This is a genomic window from Qipengyuania sp. Mu-71, assembly GCF_036867055.1.
Classification (GTDB): domain Bacteria; phylum Pseudomonadota; class Alphaproteobacteria; order Sphingomonadales; family Sphingomonadaceae; genus Qipengyuania; species Qipengyuania profunda.
Genome location: NZ_JBAJHR010000002.1, coordinates 193,112 through 212,699, shown reverse-complemented (window position 1 = coordinate 212,699; position 19,588 = coordinate 193,112). Strand labels below are relative to the sequence as shown.

General features: G+C 58.4%; 13 protein-coding genes and 1 tRNA gene. 2 read left to right on the top strand and 12 right to left on the bottom strand.

Annotation, left to right across the window (positions count from 1 at the left end; genetic code table 11):
* Nucleotides 1-277 precede the first annotated feature (277 nt).
* Nucleotides 278-354, top strand: a tRNA-Arg gene (locus V6B15_RS12780).
* Nucleotides 355-833: 479 nt separating this feature from the next.
* Here the strand turns inward: V6B15_RS12780 and V6B15_RS12775 are convergent.
* From V6B15_RS12775 to V6B15_RS12730, 10 genes are all read right to left on the bottom strand, one after another.
* Complete coding sequence (locus V6B15_RS12775) at nucleotides 834-3,980, bottom strand: type I restriction endonuclease subunit R (protein ID WP_334201513.1); 3,147 nt, start codon at nucleotides 3,978-3,980, stop codon at nucleotides 834-836.
* The gene (locus V6B15_RS12770; protein WP_334201512.1) at nucleotides 3,977-4,666 is read right to left on the bottom strand and encodes an abortive infection family protein; all 690 of its coding nucleotides are present in this window, start codon (nucleotides 4,664-4,666) and stop codon (nucleotides 3,977-3,979) included. Before V6B15_RS12770 ends, V6B15_RS12775 begins: the two co-directional genes overlap by 4 nt.
* A 12-nt stretch (nucleotides 4,667-4,678) precedes the next feature.
* Complete coding sequence (locus tag V6B15_RS12765) at nucleotides 4,679-5,983, bottom strand: restriction endonuclease subunit S (protein ID WP_334201511.1); 1,305 nt, start codon at nucleotides 5,981-5,983, stop codon at nucleotides 4,679-4,681.
* On the bottom strand, nucleotides 5,983-6,822 hold the full coding sequence (locus tag V6B15_RS12760) for an ORF6N domain-containing protein (RefSeq protein ID WP_334201510.1): 840 nt from the start codon (nucleotides 6,820-6,822) through the stop codon (nucleotides 5,983-5,985). Before V6B15_RS12760 ends, V6B15_RS12765 begins: the two co-directional genes overlap by 1 nt.
* Nucleotides 6,812-8,422 (bottom strand): type I restriction-modification system subunit M, encoded by a 1,611-nt coding sequence (locus tag V6B15_RS12755; protein WP_334201509.1) that lies wholly within the window; start codon nucleotides 8,420-8,422, stop codon nucleotides 6,812-6,814. Before V6B15_RS12755 ends, V6B15_RS12760 begins: the two co-directional genes overlap by 11 nt.
* 230 nt (nucleotides 8,423-8,652) lie before the next feature.
* Nucleotides 8,653-8,907 (bottom strand): helix-turn-helix domain-containing protein, encoded by a 255-nt coding sequence (locus tag V6B15_RS12750; protein ID WP_334201508.1) that lies wholly within the window; start codon nucleotides 8,905-8,907, stop codon nucleotides 8,653-8,655.
* Between the two features lie 637 nt (nucleotides 8,908-9,544).
* Nucleotides 9,545-10,474 (bottom strand): HEPN domain-containing protein, encoded by a 930-nt coding sequence (locus V6B15_RS12745; RefSeq protein ID WP_334201507.1) that lies wholly within the window; start codon nucleotides 10,472-10,474, stop codon nucleotides 9,545-9,547.
* A 362-nt stretch (nucleotides 10,475-10,836) separates the two neighbouring features.
* The gene (locus tag V6B15_RS12740) at nucleotides 10,837-12,207 is read right to left on the bottom strand and encodes a tyrosine-type recombinase/integrase (protein WP_334201711.1); all 1,371 of its coding nucleotides are present in this window, start codon (nucleotides 12,205-12,207) and stop codon (nucleotides 10,837-10,839) included.
* 301 nt (nucleotides 12,208-12,508) lie between these two features.
* Complete coding sequence (locus V6B15_RS12735) at nucleotides 12,509-13,588, bottom strand: copper resistance protein B (RefSeq protein WP_334201506.1); 1,080 nt, start codon at nucleotides 13,586-13,588, stop codon at nucleotides 12,509-12,511.
* Nucleotides 13,585-15,276 carry a copper resistance system multicopper oxidase gene (locus tag V6B15_RS12730; protein ID WP_334201505.1) on the bottom strand — a complete coding sequence of 564 codons (1,692 nt, stop codon included), beginning with the start codon at nucleotides 15,274-15,276 and terminating at the stop codon, nucleotides 13,585-13,587. The genes V6B15_RS12735 and V6B15_RS12730 overlap by 4 nt, the downstream gene beginning before the upstream one ends.
* An 80-nt stretch (nucleotides 15,277-15,356) precedes the next feature.
* Here V6B15_RS12730 and V6B15_RS12725 point away from each other — a divergent pair, with 80 nt between their 5' ends.
* Nucleotides 15,357-15,626 carry a metal-sensitive transcriptional regulator gene (locus V6B15_RS12725; RefSeq protein WP_253521168.1) on the top strand — a complete coding sequence of 90 codons (270 nt, stop codon included), beginning with the start codon at nucleotides 15,357-15,359 and terminating at the stop codon, nucleotides 15,624-15,626.
* 144 nt (nucleotides 15,627-15,770) lie between these two features.
* Here V6B15_RS12725 and V6B15_RS12720 read toward each other — a convergent pair whose 3' ends face one another.
* Complete coding sequence (locus V6B15_RS12720; RefSeq protein WP_334201504.1) at nucleotides 15,771-17,069, bottom strand: sugar MFS transporter; 1,299 nt, start codon at nucleotides 17,067-17,069, stop codon at nucleotides 15,771-15,773.
* A gap of 111 nt (nucleotides 17,070-17,180) precedes the next feature.
* The gene (locus V6B15_RS12715) at nucleotides 17,181-19,565 is read right to left on the bottom strand and encodes a glycoside hydrolase family 3 protein (protein WP_334201503.1); all 2,385 of its coding nucleotides are present in this window, start codon (nucleotides 19,563-19,565) and stop codon (nucleotides 17,181-17,183) included.
* Nucleotides 19,566-19,588: the final 23 nt, after the last annotated feature.

Below are 19,588 nucleotides of genomic sequence, written 5' to 3'. Positions count from 1 at the left end.
CCAGTCTTGCGAAAAGCCTAACGCGCGCATCGCGAACAACGCGTTCGTTTTAAGGCTGGCGAGCGCGACCACGCTTTGCTAAGCGCCCCGCTCGCCGCAAGGCATGGGAAGCACCCGTAGCTCAGCTGGATAGAGCGCTGCCCTCCGAAGGCAGGTGTCAAGCCGGTTTTGGCGAATTGTTTTGAAGGAAAAGATAAGAGTTTCAGATGCTTAAATGATTGCGCAGGATTGGGTTCACATTGCAATTCTTTCCGCGTAAGCATCGCGTAAGCACAAAGCACCCGTAGCTCAGCTGGATAGAGCGTCGCCCTCCGAAGGCGAAGGCCACTGGTTCGAATCCAGTCGGGTGCACCAGCTTTTCTGATCATTGACCGTTCGAGAGTCGTTAGATGCCTGTCCGCTTTTAGCGTGCACAGGTATTTTTTGACGGCTGGAATTGGGGTGGATTGCGGTCAGTCCGCTTGTGGCGCTGGGGGGGCGATCCTTGGACATTGCATCAAGCTGCTTTTCAATCGTGGAAACACGATTCTCTGGGAGGCACTGCTTGAAGCGGCCTGTGACAAACTGAAATCGCAATAGCTGGGTTTTGATCCTGATCAGCGGTTTCGTCTGCCAAAGCCGCCCTTTTATCCCACATTCGTTGTGAAACCGATGTTTGTGGGAAAAGTTATTGCTGCGGCAGTCATTCAATCCGTTTCTACCGACCAAGCTCGCGCCTCGAACGAACCAAGCTCAACCTGCTGAATTACCGTTGTGCATTTACGTTGTGGTCCTGTGTCAGGCGAAAGAGGGGGAAGAGGCATTTCCCGCTGCGCCGACCGCTCTAGCCCTCACTAAATTGCCCAGTCCGCTGCTATTACGTTTGCTTGGTCAAGGACGAGATCAACTGCGGCTCTTTGAAGGTCGGGAGGATATCCATATTTGGCGAGCAACCTCCGAACCTCGATACGCATTCGAGCACGGACGCTCTCTTTCTGCGTCCAATCCACTGTGACCGACTGCCGAATTGTGTTGACTAGAGCCTGAGCAAGAATGCGAAGCTCGTCATGTTTCATTAGCTCTTTTGCAGAACCGTTCTCAGCCAACGCATCATAGAACGCCAGCTCTTCTTGGTTAAGCCCGAGATCGGTACCCCGCTTTCCTGCTGCTGCCACATCGCGAGCAAGCGCGATGAGTTCATCAATCACTTGGAGGCTGTCTACAGCGCGGTTGTGATATCGGGTCAGAACATCATCGAGTCTATCACTCAATTTGCGTGCCTCTATGACGTTAACGCGCTCGCGCGATTTGATGTTTCCTTCAAGCAACCGACGCAGTGTTTCGACCGCCAAATTGGGCTGATTGGACTCTTTGACTTGTAGCAAAAAATCGTCGGAAAGGATGGCGAGATCAGGCTTTTCCAATCCTGCCGCACCAAACACATCTAAAATGCCATCAGCCATAACGGCTTGCGACAAAAGCTGCTTAATCTGCCGCTCGATTTTCTGGCGACCGCGTCCACTTTTCCCAGTCGTGTACTTGACCAGATTGGCGCGTAGCGCGACGATCAAAGCGACTTTCTGCTTCTCGTCTGCGGCACGTTCATCCCCTGCGGCTAACGCAAATGCGGTCTCCATTTTTGTCGCTGTTTCGATAAACTCGGCTCTTCGATCAAGCTTCAAAATTTCTTCAAGACATACCTTGAGTATAGTCAGCCGCGCTCCAGGATCGGCATCGAAAAAGCTTTCCCAGGGTGCCGAGCCCAACAATGCGATTGCGCTTTCCAGTTCCCTCCGGAGCTGCCTAATCACCTCGTCCATGTCGACCTTAACCTGATCTCGGTCGCGAGCACTGTACTGCGCCAACGCAGAACGAAGTTCAGCACCGATACCAAGATAATCGACGATCAATCCGCCGGGTTTCTCCCCAAAGACGCGATTGACGCGGGCTATAGCCTGCATAAGACCATGCCCCTGCATCGGCTTGTCGATATAAAGCGTGTGCAGAGCGGGCGCATCGAATCCCGTCAGCCACATGTCCCGAACAATGACGATGTCGAAACCCGAATCGGGCTTTTTGAATCGGTCCGCCAAAGTCTCCCGTCTTGCTTTGGATCGGATGTGCGGTTGCATCAGCTGTGGGTCGGAATTGCTACCGGTCATGATGACCTTGATCTTGCCTGAAAGGTCGTCATGCGGATCAGGAGAAACCCAGCCGGGGCGCAAAGCGGAAATGGCTTCATGAAGTTCTACTGCGACTTGGCGGCTGATAGTTACAATCATCCCCTTGCCGCCGCCCATCGCCTCCTGCCGACGTTCAAAGTGTGTCACAATATCATTCGCAATCGCATCAATTCGCTCAGGTGCACCAACCACTTCTTCAAACCGGCTGAGCTTCCCCTTGATGCGTTCAGCGGCTGCGGTATCGTCACCCTCGACCAGCTCGTCAGCCAACGCGTCCAGTTTGGCTCTCTGATCCTCGTCCAACTGCAATTGAAGCTTGGCCAGTCGTGCCGTGTAGTGAATCGGAACGGTAGCTTTATCGACCACCGATTGGGTCATATCGTAGGTGTCGATCACATCCCCAAAAACCGCTTCGGTGCTGCGGTCTCGTTCGTCGATAGGAGTTCCCGTGAAGCCTACGAAGGTGGCGTTGGGTAGTGCTTGTCGAAGGTATTCAGCAAAGCCGACTTCCTCAACGATTTCTTCTCCTCGCGTCACAAAACGGCGATTCAAACCATATTGTGAGCGATGCGCTTCGTCGGCGATGACAACGACGTTGCGACGGTCCGTGAGTAACGGATGTTCGCCGTCCTCTCCGCGAAACCGCTGGATTGTCGTGAAAACCAAACCCCCGATATCGACGGTGAGCAGCTCACGGACCTGTTTGACTGTTTCCGCACTGTGAGGCGTACCTCGTACGACCGTCCCATGCGCAGAAAACGTCTTGAAAAGTTGGTCGTCGAGATCATTCCGATCCGTGACCATGACAATCGTGGGGTTACGTAGTTCCTTCGACAATTGAAGCTGCCGAACGAAAAAGAGCATGGTCAGTGATTTGCCCGAGCCCTGTGTATGCCACACCACTCCACCGCGTCGTTCGCCGCCCTCACCGGCGGCGTCAATCGTCGAAGCGAGCGCGCGGAGGACGGCGTGATATTGATGATAACCGGCAATCTTTTTGGATCGGACAACACCATCTGCAATTTCGAATGCTGTGAAGTCAGTTGCCAAATCGAGGAGGCGTTCTGGGGCGAGTGCTCCCCGGATCAGAACCTCAAGTTCGGCGTGACCGATATCATCCTTGAGATCACCGTCGATAGTCCGCCAAGGGGCGAAGCGGTCAATTCCAGCTGTCAGTGAGCCTATGCGTGCTTCCATGCCGTCAGAAATGACCAACGCTGCGTTAAAGCGGAACAGCTCGGGCACCTTATTCTTGTAGTTTTGGAGCTGCGTGAATGCTTTTTCCAAGGTTGCGTTTTCGTCGGTGGGGTTCTTCAGTTCAAGCACGCAAAGCGGAAGACCATTTACGAACATAACGATGTCAGGGCGCACCGTTTCTCGATCACCCTGCACGACGAATTGGTTGGCCGCGACGAATCTATTGTTGTCGAGATTGGCGCGGTCGAGCAGGCGCATCGCTATCGTCTTTGTCTCGCCATTTTCGTTCACTTCGATCGGCACGCCTGATACCAGCCATGGGTGGAACGCGCGGTTGTTCTCCAAAAGGTCTTGGCTCGGAGTCGATTGAATGGCGGTCAAAGCCGCGCTGATCATACGCGAGTCCGCGTCCGGATTCAGCGTAGCGAGGGCAGAGCGCAGTTCGCCTTCAAGTATGGTTTGGCGGTAGTCAGTGCGCGAGCCCATGGGCCCATCTGGCGCAAGGTAGTCGCCTGGCAACACTCGCCAACCTGTTATGTCGAGCCAGCTCATTGCCGCCAGCTCAACCGCGCCCTCGTTGACGCTATGATGGCCGCCGCTCCCGCCTTCTGGGTAGGTCATGCTGCCTCGCTGTCCTTAATTAGGTCATCCGAGGCCAGACGCCATTCGTCGCGCGCAGCTTCGTATTGCGTGGGATCAAGGCGGAATAGCGCAGTACTCGGAGTGAAAACCGATCCAGCGATCTCAACGAGCGCATATTCACTGTCGAGGCTTTCGTTGAAGTCCGGTTCATCATCGTAGAAGGGACCGAGTGTGGCACGGTTTTGTTCGTTTGGTCGGCTCCATGCCGTATCAAGCAAAAAAGATACCAGAGCGTCGCATAGTCCTCCGAGCATGTAGGCGTGCTGTCGCTCCAATGTTGGCAGGTCGAGCGCACCACCATGCCGCATTCCAGAAATATTGCTTAACTCGGCAAGAGCTGAAGCCGCGCCGTTCATTGATCCGAGCAGCGCCTTGAGTTGCTTCTCTATTTTCTCGGCGTCAGGATGCCCATCGAGTGCCAAGTCGAGTGCTTTTATGATGGCTCGGTTCTTCTGCGGGAAGCTATCTTTTTCACCAAAAACGATTTTCAAAGGTCCTGCCACCGAACCATGAGCAGCCTCAAACATGGTTCGGACATGGCTGAGACTCGTCAACGGCAGTCGCTCAATGCTTTGCTCCAATGCCTCGATATGCAGCATGAGCGAACCCGCGCGCTCAGGATGACGTTCGATCAGTTCACGAAGGCGCTGGAGTTGATAGGCCATATCAGAAAGTTCTCATGCGGCGGCAACTGCATCAACGGCACTGGCAATACGCACCTCACCAGATATCAGCTTAGGAAGAAGGTTGTCTCTTAGCTCTGTCAATGAACGTGCTTCAGCATGACTCACCGCAATCGGCGCAATGAAGCTTTCGGCTAACTTCTCAAATGTTTGCATCAAAGGGCTTGGACCGATGGCGCATCGTTGCCGACCCATATGCTTCCAATCGGCTCTGGGCATCCGCGTTCCTGTTGCAGCACCGCTAGCAGATGCTACAAATTGCTCGTCGTTAAACGCCAAATAGAAATAAAAGCGTCGATCAGCCTCCAAAGCTCGGAACACGAATATGTCGGAAGAACAGATGCCGTCGATGGGAGCTATGACGACTTTATGAAAATAAGGCCGGAGTTTTCCAAACAGCAAATCATCTTTTGAGAACCGCGTCTTTAAGCTGTTTACATCGGATGCGTTTCCCCAAGCCGCCAGTCCTAGCTGCCGCTTGGGCATACTATCCAATCCAACATAGGGAGTAGATGGATCAAGCTCGCTAGGTTCCACGCCATCTCGGATCAATTCGGCGATTTCATTGGCTTGTTTAATCTGCCATCCTTCTGGCAATCCGTCATCGCCGAACCGGTTTGGAAAAAGGTCTGCGAGATCGGTAGGGAGACCTGGGTCGATACCTTTTGCTTTTGCTTGGACAGGATCAAAATCGACAAACCAGCTCCGAAAAAGCGATTGAGCTGTCTCTTCCAGCGTTGCGGCCATTTTGACTGCGAGCGCAATGCGTTCCTGGATTGGCTGCAAGACCTCAACGATACGCAGTTGTTCGGCAATATCAGGCAACTGAACCAGAATATCACCCAAATCGCGCTTGGTAACGTGCCCAAGTCCAGTGGTCTGCTTGTTCGCTGCGATCGCTTGAAAGTTTGGTTGAAGGTAGAGCATGAGGAAGTGAAGGAAATCGGGATCAACGGCTTCCTTTGCCACTACTCGAAAAATATGCTGGTTCAGCCAAGCATCGCCCTGCGACCAAATGAACGTGCCGATCGATGTCTCCGGCTGACCAGACCAGCAAAACAGAAGATCTCCATCTGCGAGCCTGACTCGTGGATCGTAGTCTGCTTGGGTTCGTTTTGTTGAGTCTGAAATGCCGTTCTTAATCTCAGCGATCTTTACGACTGGAAGGCCATCGGTAGAAAAATCGATATTCTTGAATGCCAGTCCATTAAACCAGTCGGCGAGTTCGATTAGCGGCACGGGATCAGTACCAAAATCAAATGCCGGGGCATATAGTTCCGCGGGAGCATCACCAGCCATCACGCATCCCCCAGTTCTTTGAGAACCTGCATGAACTCCTCGACGTCGCCCGTTTCGCGCGCGCGCTCAGCGGCGAGCACAAAACGCAATTCCCGTGCCGTAGCCGCGAGCAATTTCATTCGCGCCTCAGCGCTAGCGCTTGGGGTCGCTCCGCGTATTGCATCGTGCTCGGCGATCAGCTTGGCGATTTCGGCTGCGATCTTGTCATTACCGGCTCCCGGCTTTTTCAGCCATTCCTTCACGAAACCCACGCCTTCGGCGATGATCTCTCTGCCTTCGTCACGCAAAGTTGTGCCTTCGCGTGGGTTGACGATAGTCGCAAGCGCGCGGTCGATCAGTGTTTCGCCCTTTTGAAGCGATCCACTCAATGCCGCGCCGCCGTGAGGCGTAAGAGCGTTTCCATCTATGACTGACTTTGTGTTGCGACCATTAGTAAGCGCGATCTGATTTCGCCGCGCCTCTACGAAGACTCTAACGATATAGCGTGAGGCGGCGATGGCTTGCGGAGATTTGACGACGGTCGCTGCCATCACCACTCCGTGCTCAGTGAACATTGTCGGCGGTTTCCTCCGCCCTCCATGGCCACCGCTTGATGTCACATTTTGTGATTTCAAGTCGGCAAATTCTTCGGCGGTCAACTGGAAGGCGAAGTCGTCGCCGAACTTATCGCCATTGCGCCGCACTTGCTGGTTCAAGGCGCGGGTTTCGATTCCAAACCGGGCTGCGAGATCAGAGTCCATTATTACCGGCTCGCCCCGATAATGATACACCGGCGGCTGCTGTGCGTCCGTACTTGAAATCACATCCTGTGATGTCGAACCAGACTTGTCACCAGCCATAACCGACCTTGGTAAGCTGAGTGCGGATTTCGAGATCCAGCTCGGCGCCTTCTTCCATCTGCGATTTCAATGTGCTCGTGAGGCGCTGCATTTTGTCGGCGAATGGCTCAGCATCCTCCTCGCGCGCTTCTGTCCCGACATAGCGCCCCGGTGTAAGCACGTGACTCTGTTTCGCGATCTCTTCGTTGCTAACCGATTTGGAGAAGCCTGCCACATCCTCGTATTGGTCGCCTTTCTCACGCCAAGCATGGTAAGCGTCAGCGACCAATGCGATATCGTCGTCAGTCAATTCCTTTAGGGTCCGCGTTTTCATCGTGCCGAGGCTCCGGGCATCAATGAAAAGCGTTTCACCACGGCGATCGCGCAGCTTCTTATCCTTGACCAATCCGTTCGACTTGTCGCGCGCGACGAACCAGAGGCAGACCGGAATTTGCGTTGTCGAGAAAAGCTGGCCAGGTAGAGCCACTATGCAGTCGATCAAATCTTTCTCGATCAGCTCGCGCCGAATGTCGCCTTCGCCTGATTGTTGGCTCGATAACGAACCATTGGCCAATACAAACCCAGCAATGCCACTAGGCGCGAGGTGATGGATAAAATGTTGCACCCAGGCGAAGTTGGCATTGCTCGCCGGGGGCTTACCAAACCTCCAGCGATTATCATTCTCGAGACGATCACGCCCCCAATCGCTGTCATTGAACGGCGGATTGGCAAGAATATAATCGGCTTTCAAGCCCGGATGGAGGTCTTCATGAAAGGTGTCGGCCCACTTAGAACCAAGGTTGGCCTCGATACCTCGGATCGCTAGATTCATCTTAGCGAGCCGCCACGTCGTCGGATTCGATTCCTGCCCGTAAACGGAGATATCATTCCGTTTACCGTTGTGCGCTTCGACAAATTGCTCGGATTGCACGAACATACCACCGGACCCGCAACAAGCGTCGTATACGCGACCCTTGAAAGGTTCGATCATGGCCACAAGGAGCCGGACGACACAACCCGCGGTGTAATACTGGCCACCGCGCTTGCCCTCCGCGATAGCGAATTGGCCCAGAAAATACTCATAGACTCGGCCAAGTACGTCCTGACCATTATGCTCATCGCGGAATGCGAGATTCGAGAAGAGGTTGACCACCTCGCCGAGCTTGGTCTGATCGAGTTCGGGCCGAGCGTAGTTCTTCGTCAGAACGCCTTTGAGTGTTGGGTTCTCAGTCTCAATCGCGAGCATCGCCTTGTCGATCAGCGCACCGATCGTCGGGTCTGTACTCGTCGCATTCGCCTTAAGGAAATCCCACCGCGCATGTTCCGGCACCCAAAACACACTCTCAGAGGTGTACCAATCACGTTCCTCTGCAAACATGGAATTTTCAGGATCAGAGAGCGCCTCCGCTTGTCGTTCAGTGAAGCGATCCGAAATATATTTGAGAAAGATTAAACCAAGGGCAACATGTTTATACTCTGCGGCATCCATATTACCACGCAACTTGTCCGCAGCAGCCCAGAGCGGTGCTTCAAAAGATTCAGTACTTGCTGCCTTCTTTGCAACTTCTTTTCTTGGTCGTCCCCGCGCCATGTCATTCCCTGCAAAATTTCGCTTCCTCATACGATAGCAGCTTACAAAAGCAATTGCTTACGCAATCATGAGCCTTTGCAGTTGCGCCTTCAATCTGCCGCACAGACAACAAGCGATGCACATCAACACTAACTGGGCTCCGTAATCGGTCGGATAAGCTCGTCGCTTTCATTTTGGTATGGGTTACTGTGCACTGCCCACCCGGCTCCATCGGGCAGGCGCTGTCAGAAAAAACATAGTGCCGAAATCGAGACGCAGCTTCATTCAATCGAACCTTCGGGCTGACGATCGCCATTGCGCCTGCGCTCGACAAGGCTTCGCAAACTCTCGGTCAGCACGAGCGTCGAACTACCCAGCTTGACGATTTCGATCTCCTTGTTCGAGATCAGGACATACAGCGTGCTACGACTGATCCCGAGATAGCGGCAGGCATGCGGCACACGCAAAGAGATTGGCTCGATAACGGGGAGTTTGTGTTGCTCGCGAAGATGCTCTGTTGTGACTGCTGACGGCATGCTGGTCGATCCTTTCATCTGCCGGGTGATGACGGACCGACCTGGGGGACATAGAGGGGAGCAAGTCAGGCCCGCCATCGACCTGGATTATCGATCAACCAAGACCACTTTCGCCACATGACGTTTGTACGCTGGAGCCGCCGTTTTTGCGATACCGCCACGACAGGCGCGGACAGTTGGCCCAATCGTACAGTCAGATGTGCGCTTGCATGCTCACGGACAGTCCGATCGGGAAGCTTGAGAAGGGCACAAAGGCGTGATCGCAGGACCGCCGTCGCATCCTGCGCTGAAATCGAACGCAATTTTGATGGGACCGCCAGCTTGCGATATTGGGAGCCGTCGCATATTTCTAAGCAAAACCAGCTACATACCACCCGACCGACGGCGGTGCTTTTATCTCGCCCTCCTTTCCTCCCATCAAAATTCGCCCGATTCTGCCGCCTTTCTGAAAATAGCGATTCCAACACTCAGGATGACCTTGAGAGGCTCGTAAAACGCATCACAATTCTTGCAGCCAGACTGCAACGCAACTGCCGCCGCGCTGCGTCTCTGTCACACTTGGGGTGATGGAAAAGGATCAAAAAGCTGTCAGCGACGCTGCGATTGAGCGTGCGGTCAGACGCGCCCAATGCGCGAGTTAGCGTGTGCCGCTTGCGTCGCTCTTGAGCTCTTCAAGCCGCTCCAAACACAGCTCATGCACGACGCGGCCTAGCTCCTCGACTTGCTTACCGAGCCATTCGAGCTCTTCTTTGGTGATGCGGTAGTGCTTCGAATAGCGTGCCTTGACGTAGGCTTCCTTGAGCTTCTCGAAGCGCGCTCGGTCGGCCCGCGTGTCGCGCGGCCAGACATAGGTGAGGCGTGCATCGATCCGCTCGGCTTGGGTGCGCAGGAAGCCGAGATTGTGCACGTGCGGCGTGTAGAAGGTGCAGACCAGCAGCACGCAGTGGTATAAGCTCTCGGTCGCTTGATGCATTAGAAACGCAGCTTCTTTGAAAAACTCCTGATCCACCGCATCTTGCGTAAGCTTGAACTTGCGCATCGATGACTTGAACCACTCATCGAAGTACTCCTGCGCCATACAGAGCGCCTGCTCGGTCGTCTTGGGTTTGGGCGTGTGTAGTTCGGAGTCGTCGGATTGATAAAGCGCGACCCCATCCTGTTTCACGTCCATGAAGAAGTAGCGCCCATGCGCGAGGCCGTCGTTCACCTCTTGCAGCGTGTGAACGATGAAATTCACTGGCGTGTGGAGCGTCTTGGTCACGCCGTATTCGCGCATCAGCCGCTCATCGAGTTTGGCCCAGTATTTCACTCGGTCCGTCAGTCTGCTGTCATTGACGATCACCAACAGGTCATAATCTGACTGATAGCCTTTGGCCGTGTGCGGCTCATCTACCCAGGTTCCCCGCGCATAACTGCCGTAGAGGATCACTTTGAGAATGCGCCCGGCCTTCTTCCACTCATGCTTAGCCAGCGCGAAGGCATCATCAAATTCTTCGAAGATCAACTGCACCACGCGCTCAAGCTCGCGCTGCTTTTGCGGGGGCAGATGATCGAGGTCGGTCTTCATCGCTCAATCTCTAGCAAGCACATGAGATTCTTGCACCTGCCAAGTCGCGAGGCGCGCTGCGACGGCGCACCCCAAAGCGCTGAGGAGCCGCGCGCTGGCGGTTCGCGTTAGCAACAATCCGACAGGATTGTTTGTTAGCATAGTTAAGGGGCTCGCTATCCCAGCGTTTCTGCGGGTTTGAGGGCTGTTTCGGTTCCCGATAGTCCGAATTTTCGGTTCCTGATCGTCCGAGTCCAGCGGTTCCTGATAGTCCGAAGGGTCCACAGCTTTATCCACAGGGTTAGCCATCCCCATTTCTGGGGAGGGGGCTTGAATCGCGTTTACAGTAGGAGTGTGCTGGAAGGTTTGCATCGGAACCTGCTTCATGATCCGGCTGCACGCTCGGCGATAAATTCGCTCACGGCGCTCTTTCGTGCAGTGCGGTCCAGCGCAAAGCTGCCTCGCTGGAAGTTCGTGCCATTGAGCAAAGCGCTGACATACCCCGCAATCATATCGGCAGCAGTGATAAGCGTAGCGTCCAAGACGTGGATATACCTGCTTGTGATCGATCCTTTGGCGTGCCCCAAAAGCGCAGCAATGGTGATCTCGGTAAATCCAAGATCATTGCCAATGCTTGCAAAGCTGTGACGCAGAACGTGGGCCGTGACCCCCTCCAATGGAGAGCCCTTAAACAAGGCTTCCCAGTGGTTTGGGAAGCCGCCGAAAGCATTGTCTTCGCCATACCCTGGGAACACGTAGCTACCCGTAGCAGTCTGGCGCTGTGCCTCGAGAAATTCGACAACAGGCAGGCCTATGGGCCGGATCGATCTGCCTTCCTTGCTTTCGGAAAGCCGTAGGCAACTACCATCCAGGTCCACGTCGCACCATTTGAGATTGATAATCTCGCCGCGCCTGCATCCGGTCAAAGCGATCTGGCGAATGATGTCCGTTGTCGGCCAGAATTTTTCTTGTGCCTGCGCGTCTCCCAGCATGCTTCCGAGAATGCCGTACTCGACTTCGGTCAAACGCCGCTCGCGAACCTTGTATTTCGGCTTCTTGATGCCGTGCGCGGGATTGTGGTCGATGATCCCCAGATCAATGGCGTATGAGAGTATTCCTCCAATGAGGCCAAGAGTCCGGGTGGCAGTGCCAGGACCGCCCCTCACGATGGACTTTCCCCGCAGCTTCTTGGTTTTGACGATGATCCGCGACCGACCCGCCATGATGTCGCGCATAATCTTGACCATATCAGCTCTGGTAAGGTCTTTGACGCGCCGGGTTCCGATCAGCGGAATGATGTGTCTCTTGATCCGACCGATATCGGTATCGATGGTCGATTGCTTCTTCGGTCGCCCTCCTTTGCCGAGAATCAGGCCATCATCGAGGTCCTGAATGTAGCGCTTGCAGAGGTCCTTCATCGTGATCGCACGATGATCTTCAAGGCGCTCCTCTGCCGGATCGTCGCCTCCCGCGACACGTCCCAACTGAGCCTTCGCTTCGCGGCGGGCCAGTTCCGCTGTCCACACGCCGTGCAGCCCAAGCGTAAGCCGTCTAGCCCGCCCTCTTTGGCGATACTGAATTACGTAGCTGCGCTTGCCCGACCGGTATACTCGGAGCCCAAAACCGGGTAGCTCTTCATCCCAGATGATATAGTCTTTTGCCTGAGACTTGGCTGCCTCGACGGTGCGCTTCGTTAATTTGACCACGGCGATCTCCGTTTCCAGAGCCCCGTTTTTGAGTAACTGTGGTGTCATCACTCGGAGGAAAACCGGGGCGTAGATTTGGGTACGCCAGCGAAATCCGAGTTCAATCTAAATCTATATAAAACAGTAGTTTAGAGTAGTATTTCGTAGTCTGGCGTACCCGTTCTGTACCGGCTCCGAAGGCAGAGGCCACAGGTTCGAATCCTGTCGGGTGCACCATTCGCGGCCGGTTCCTGGCGGGACAACCTCACCGTGACCCCAACCGCCATCCTGATCTGACGTCCGCCCAGAATTGTGGTGGGCTTGAGATGGGAGTCTCTCTTCCGAAGACGTTGAGGACCGGCGTGGGTAGCTAGAACCATGCTCGCAGGCCGATGACGGCCTTCACACCATCCGGGTCTCGTCCGTCCGCCCGAGCAATGTCGGCGGTCTCGCCCAGCTTCGCTTCGTATTCGATCCCGATATAGGGCGCGAATTCGCGCAGGATCTCGTATCGCAGGCGTAGTCCCGGCTCTACCCTGGTAATCCCGGAGCCGACTTCGCGCTCCGGAATGTCCTGCGCGGCAAAACCCGCCTCGATGCGCGGTTGCAGGATCAGGCGCTGGGTGATCTTCTGATCGTATTCGGCCCCGACCCGCGCGGTCAGATCGCCGCGGTCCGACAGGAACAGCGACCCGTCGAGATGGACCATGTAGGGCGCGAGGCCCTGCAGACCGACCACGAGATGCGTGAGGCTGTCGGGCTCGAGGTCGAGCCGCACGCCCGCCTGCAGATCGAAGAACGGGCTGATCGCGCGGCTGTAGAGCGCCTGAATTTCGGCATCCTCCAATGCGCCGCCGAATTCACCCTCGCCTTCGGTCTTGAGCACGAAGCGATCGATGTCGCCGCCATACCAGGCTTGTGCATCCCACACATAGCCGTCTTCGCCGCCATCGGTTGCGATCCGCGCTTCCAGCCGCTCGACCAGAATCGTGCCGGTGGTCATGCCGCCGTTTTCGCGTGCCAGTTGCGTGCGTGCGGGGGCCATTGCGTCGCGGCCCCAGATTGCATCGGCCGCATATCGCGGGCCTTCCAGTGCGCGAGGCGGGATGGCATCTTCAGCTGCGGCCCCGGGTGCGGCCTTGTCCGTCATCGCGGCATGCGCTCCATGGTCCATGCCCGCCATGCCCGCCATGGGTGCGTCGTCGTCGGTGCGCTCGTTCGGCGGGCATTGCTCGGGTGGAAGATGCCCCATCGCGCAATGATCGATCTCGGGTTCCGGCGAGGGTTCCTGCTCAATCTTGGGCGGGCATTTTTCGGGCGGCAGGTGGCCCATCGCACAGTGATCCATCTCGGACTGCGCGGCAGGCTTCGCGTCGTGCGCCGAATGGTCCTGCGCAGCCAGCGGCGTAGCCGCCACCATCGCCCCGGCAAGCACTGCAACGCGCATCATGATGCGCCTCCCTCGGGGAATGGCCGCACTGTCACCACTTGCATCATTCCTGCGTGCATGTGGTAGAGCAGGTGGCAGTGGAAGGCCCAGTCGCCCGGCTCGTTCGCGGTCAGGTCGAAGGTCGCGGTGCCACCGGGCTGGACGATGACGGTGTGCTTCAACGGCTGATGCATATGGTCCGCGCCATTGACCAGCTCGAAGAAATGGCCGTGCAGGTGGATAGGGTGCGCCATCATGGTCTGGTTGACCAGTTTCACCCGGACCCGCTCGTCATAGCCGAAGCGGATCGGGTCGTCGGTGACGGCGGTGAATTTCTTGCCGTCGAACGACCACATGTAGCGTTCCATATTGCCGGTAAGATGGATTTCCATCTCGCGGTCTATGCTGCGATGCGGGTTCATCCGCCTGGCCTTGAGATCGGTGTAGCGCAGCACGCGGTGGCCGACCCCGTCGAGGCCGAGGCCGGGGAAATCCATGCGGTCCATCGGCATCGGTGCGATCATGTCCACGCCCGGCCCGACCTCGACATCATCGGGAACGAGCGACTTGTCCCGCATCGAGTGGTCCATGCCTTGCATTCCGTTCATTCCGGAATGGTCCATCATGCCCATATCGGCCATCGTCAGCGTCGGGATTTCCCGCAGCGGCGGCGCGGTGGCGATATGACCCTGGTGGCTCGTCAGGCTGGAGATCCCCATCCCGCTGCGGTCCATCGCCTCGGCCACGATCGCGTGGCTCCCGTCCGGCGGGGTCACGATCACATCATAGGTCTCGGCGACGCCGATCTGGAATTCGTCCACCTGCACTGCGTCCACATCCTGCCCGTCGGCTGCGATGACGGTGATCGGCACACCGGGAATTCGAACGTTGAAGAAGGTCATCGCCGATCCGTTGATGACCCGGAGCCGCACGCGCTCGCCCGGGGCGAAGGCCAGTTGCAAATCGTCCTGCGGGCCGTGCCCGTTGATGAGGAAGGTATAGGCGGTGCCCGTCACGTCGGAAATGTCGCGCGGGTTCATCCGCATCTGCCCCCACATGCGCCGCATTTCGCCCGGCATGTCGCCTTCGGTCGCGGTCTGCATCTGGCGCTGGAAGTAATGCTCGCCGACCTTCAGCTTGCGCATGATCTCGTGCGGATGCAGCGGCGTGAACTCGGACAGCAACACCACGTAATCGCGGTCGTAGCGCGGATCCGGTTCCGCACTCTCGATGATGATCGGGCCGTAATGCCCAGCCTGTTCCTGCAGGCCCGAGTGCGAGTGCCACCAATAAGTGCCGCTCTGGCGGATCGGGAATTCGTAGGTGAAGGTCTCGCCCGGCTTGATGCCGGGGAAGCTGACGCCGGGCACCCCGTCGAACTGGAACGGCACGAGCAGGCCGTGCCAGTGGATCGAGCTGTCCTCGTCCAGATTGTTCGTCACATGCAGCCGCGCGGTCTGGCCTTCGCGCAGGCGCACCAGTGGCCCCGGCACGGTGCCGTTTACGGCGAAGGCGTGGCCCGAGCGGCCGCTAGCCGTGAAATGATGGTTGCCAATGGCAAGCGCAATGTCCTCGCCCCCCACTTCGCCGAAGCCGTTGCGCGCGTGCGTCAGCGACGCGCCGCGGGCCCAGGCGGGCATCGGAAGCGCGCTGGCAGCAGCCAGGGCAGCGGTGCTGCGGATTAGATGTCGTCGGGAAAGCGAGGGCATTGGGGAGCCTTGCAAAAGATTGATCCGTCGATGCCGGCTATATATACCCCCATGGGGTATGACAATCGGACACTTGGGCCATGGCTGACGCAAAGACCGCAAAAATCAATCGGCTGAACCGGATCGCGGGGCAGGTGCGCGGTCTCGCGCAGATGATCGAGGATGACCGGTACTGCATGGATATTCTCCATCAGTTGCAGGCGGTAAAATCCGCGCTCGCCAAGGTGGAAACGCAGATTCTGAAGGATCATGCCGCCTGCTGCGTAGCCGAAGCCATCGCCAGCGGTGACGAGGCCGACCAGCGCGAAAAGTTCGAGGAACTGGTGGACCTGTTCGCCAAGCGGCGTTGACCGTCACGCCGCGTCTCGGGTGGGCGCGGACGAATCCGCTGACGGCGGTCACCTTGCGACCGGGTTCGGAGCGCCTATTGCATCTGCCCGGGATGGACGCCCAGGCCGATGTCGTGCCCTCGAGCCATTCCCGACCGCCAAGTCCTAGCTGGCGGGCTTCCTTGCAAAGACGCCAAACCCGGCGATGATTGCATAGCAGATGATCGGGATGATCATCGCGACGGCCAGATCCCCGCCCGTGGCATCGGCCACGACGCCGTAGACAAGCGGGACGATAGCGCCGCCGCAGATCGCCACGTTGATGATGCCCGAACCGTCGGCTGCGCGCGGACCCAGTTTTTCGCAAGCGAGCGAGAAGATCGTCGGGAACATGATCGAGTTCATCAGACCCACGGCGAGCAAGCTGTAAGCGGCGATGGAACCGCTGCTGGTGGTCGAGATTACGATCAGTGCAATGGCGCCAGCGGCGTTGAAGGCAAGGATCTTGCCCGGGCTGAAGAGGCGCAGGAACACCGATCCGATGAACCGGCCGATCATCGCGCCGCCCCAATACAGGCCGATCATCCAGCCGATCACGCTTTCGGGCTGACCCAGAACGCGTTCTCCGGACAGGTAATTGATAACGACCGAGCCGATCGACACTTCGGCGCCGACGTAAAGGAAGATGCACAGCGCGCCATAGCCGAAGCGGCCGCGCTTCAGCAGGTCGAGCCCGGCGAGCCCTTCGGAGGCGTCGTGCGTTTCGCCCTGCAGGCGGTTGCGGAACAGCCAGACCGCGAGAGCGACCAGCGCAATCAGCGCTGCCAGGCCGAGATAACCCTGCCAGATCGCCTCGCTTTCCGCCTGGCGATAGGCCTGGAGGTCGGCGCCGGACAATTGGTCGGCGCTGATCGTGGCCAGGCTGCCAAGGATGAGCGCCGCCCCGACGATCGGGAAAATGGTTGTGCCGAGCGAATTGAACGCCTGCGCAAAGGTCAGCCGGCTGTGCGTGGTGCTGGGCGGGCCGAGCAGGCTGATCAGCGGGTTCGCGACGACCTGGACGATCACCACACCGCTGGCGAGGACGAACAGCGCGAACAGGAAGATCGCATAGGTCGCCGTCTGGCTGGCCGGGATGAACAGCAGGCAGCCCGCCATCATGGTGAGCAGGCCCGCGACCGCGCCGCGCATGTAGCCGATCTTCTTGACCAGTTTCGCGCCCGGTATGCCGATGATCGCATAGGCGGCGAAGAAGCAGAACTGGACCAGCATCGCCTCGGTCCAGTTGAGCGTGAACAGTTCCTTCAGCTTGGGGATGATCACGTCGTTGAGCGACGTGATGCCGCCGAAGATGAAAAACAGGCCGAATACGAAATACTGCAGGCCCGGTGCGTCGACTGGGGGCCTGTCGTCCTCGATTGAACCGGAGATTGCGCTCGTTGCAGCGTCGGGTGCCAGTGCCATGTCAGTTGTCCTCCCAAGACCCGGTGCGACCCTGGTGGGGCCCGGTTTGTATTCTATGGCTCCCGGTGTCAGGCGCGTGCCGCCTTACGCCGGGAGTTTGAACCGGTCTGCTCAGAACGAACAGTCGGTTCCGTCTGCAAATTCCTCGCGCACGATGGTCCCGATGCTCAGCGCGAAAGCGCCTTGCGATGCGAAGGTCAGCGTCGGGCCGAGATCGGTGGTGCAAGCGCCGGTGATGATCATCTCCCGCCAGCTCTTGCCCGCTGCGACTGCCAGCTGCTGCGTGATGTCGAGCGGTTCACCCGAACCGACCGCGAGCGTCACGGGAGCCTGGGGCCGGTCGGTGACTGCGTAGAGGATGCGGTAGCCGTAGCCGCTGTTGCCGCCGCCCTGCGACAGTTCGAGCGTGGCGCCCGGCGCGAAGGTTACGCTGCGCGCATCTTCCTGCGCGCTCCGGTCGAGGCCCAGGGCGGTGATCCCGCCCGCTTCGCCGCGCAGATTGTCGAGCTTGCCGCTCGCGGTATTGGCCAGCACCCCGTCGGCGAGGCGGCCGTTGACATACCAGTCGAGCGCGGGCCCCTGTTCGAGCGGAGCGCAATTCTCGTCGAGCTTGCGCAGCGGCGCGGTGTCCGCCAGCGACCGGCCGTAGCCGACCGGGAAAAGCGCGCCTTCGGGGCCGTTGAGCGGGCCATAATCGCAGCGTTCGGGCCAGCTGAAGCCGAGTTTGCCCGTGGCCGGCACCGCGCCAGTGAGGACATCGGCAACACCCGCGCCCTCACTGCCCGGAAGCCAGCTGGCGACAAAGGCGTCGGCGAGGTTGAGTTCGCGGTTCATCCACATCGGGCGGCCCGACAGGAACACGGCGACCGTGGGTACGCCTTCGGCCGCGAACTTGCGCAGCAGGCCGAGCCCCTCTTCGTCGGAAAAGCCGAGGTGTTTCCGGTCGCCGGCGAATTCCGCATAGGGTTCTTCGCCGAAGACCACGATCGCGGCGTCGGGTTTGGCGGCATAGGTGCCATCGACCGACAGCGTCGCGCTGCCGCCGCGCGCTTCGGCAGCGTCCTTGAGGCCCTGCCAGATCGAGGTCGCGCCGGGGAAATGTTCTGCGTTCGCGAGTTCAAGCCCGCCCTGCCAGGTGAGCGTCCATCCGCCCGCGGCCTGCGCGATGCTGTCGGCCGCGCTCCCGGCGACGAGGATGTCGGCGCCTTCGGCCAGCGGCAGCACGCCGTCGTTCTTCAGCAGGACCTGCGATTTGGCGACCGCTTCGCGGGCGATCGCGCGGTGCCCGGGCGAGCCCAGCAAATGGTATTCGCCGGCATTGGGCCGCGCGGACGGCTGGACGAATTCGTCCAGCAGGCCGGCGCGCATCTTGACGCGGAGGATACGGCTGACCGCTTCGTCGAGGACCGGCACCGGGATGGTTCCGTCCCGGACCTGGGTGAGCAGCGTATCGTACAGGCCCTTCCAGTCGTCGGGCACCATGTAGATGTCGAGCCCGGCGAGCAGCGATTGGGGGCAATCGGTATTGGTGCAGCCGGCAACCTGGCCGTGGCCGTTCCAGTCGCCGACCACGAGTCCGTCGAAGCCCAGCTCGCCGCGCAGGACATCGGTAAGCAGCATCTTGTTGCCATGCATCTTGACGCCGTTGATCGAATTGAAGCTGGCCATGATCGCTTCGACGCCCGCATCGATCGTCGCGGGGTAGGGGGCGGCATGGATCACCTTCAGCGCTTCGATGTCCCCGGTGACCTCGCCTTGGTCGACCCCCTGGTCGGTCCCGCCATCGCCAAAGAAATGCTTGGCGGTGGCGATGACGTGCCCGGCGCCGAGACGGTCGGCGTCGCCCTTGCGCCCCTGCAGACCTTCGACGAGCGCGGCGCCAAGGGGGGCGACGATGGCGGGATCTTCGGAATAGCTTTCATAGGTCCGGCCCCAGCGGTCGTCGCGGGCGACAGCGACGGTGGGCGAGAAATTCCAGTCGATTCCGGTCACCTCGATCTCGACGGCGGTCGCTTTGCCAATCCGGCGGACGAGATCGGGGTCGCGCGCCGCGCCCAGGCCGATGTTGTGCGGAAAGATGGTCGCCCGCACGACATTGGTGTGGCCGTGCACCGCGTCGGTGCCCCACATGGTCGGGATGACGGGTTCTCCGCCTGTCAGCGGCGCCACTGAGGCGAGATACATTTCGTCGGCATGGCGAAGCCATTGCGAAGCGGGGGCGAATTCATCGCCATAGGGGCCGCGGTTTCCGCCATTGAGATAGCTGCCGAAGCGATAGCGGCGCATGTCGTCCGCAGTGAAGGATCCGATCTGCGGCTGGATCAGCTGCGCGACCTTGCGCTCGAGGCTCATCCGCGCGACGAGATCGGCAATGCGCGCATCTTCATCGGCGATGGGCGCGGTTGGCGCCGGCGGTGCGCTCGCGGCAGGGGCGGGAACCGTGGTGCATCCCGCCAGCCCGATTGCTGCAGCCGTCGCCAGTAAAAACGCTCTCATTCCAGCCATCCCTCCCGCTCCCT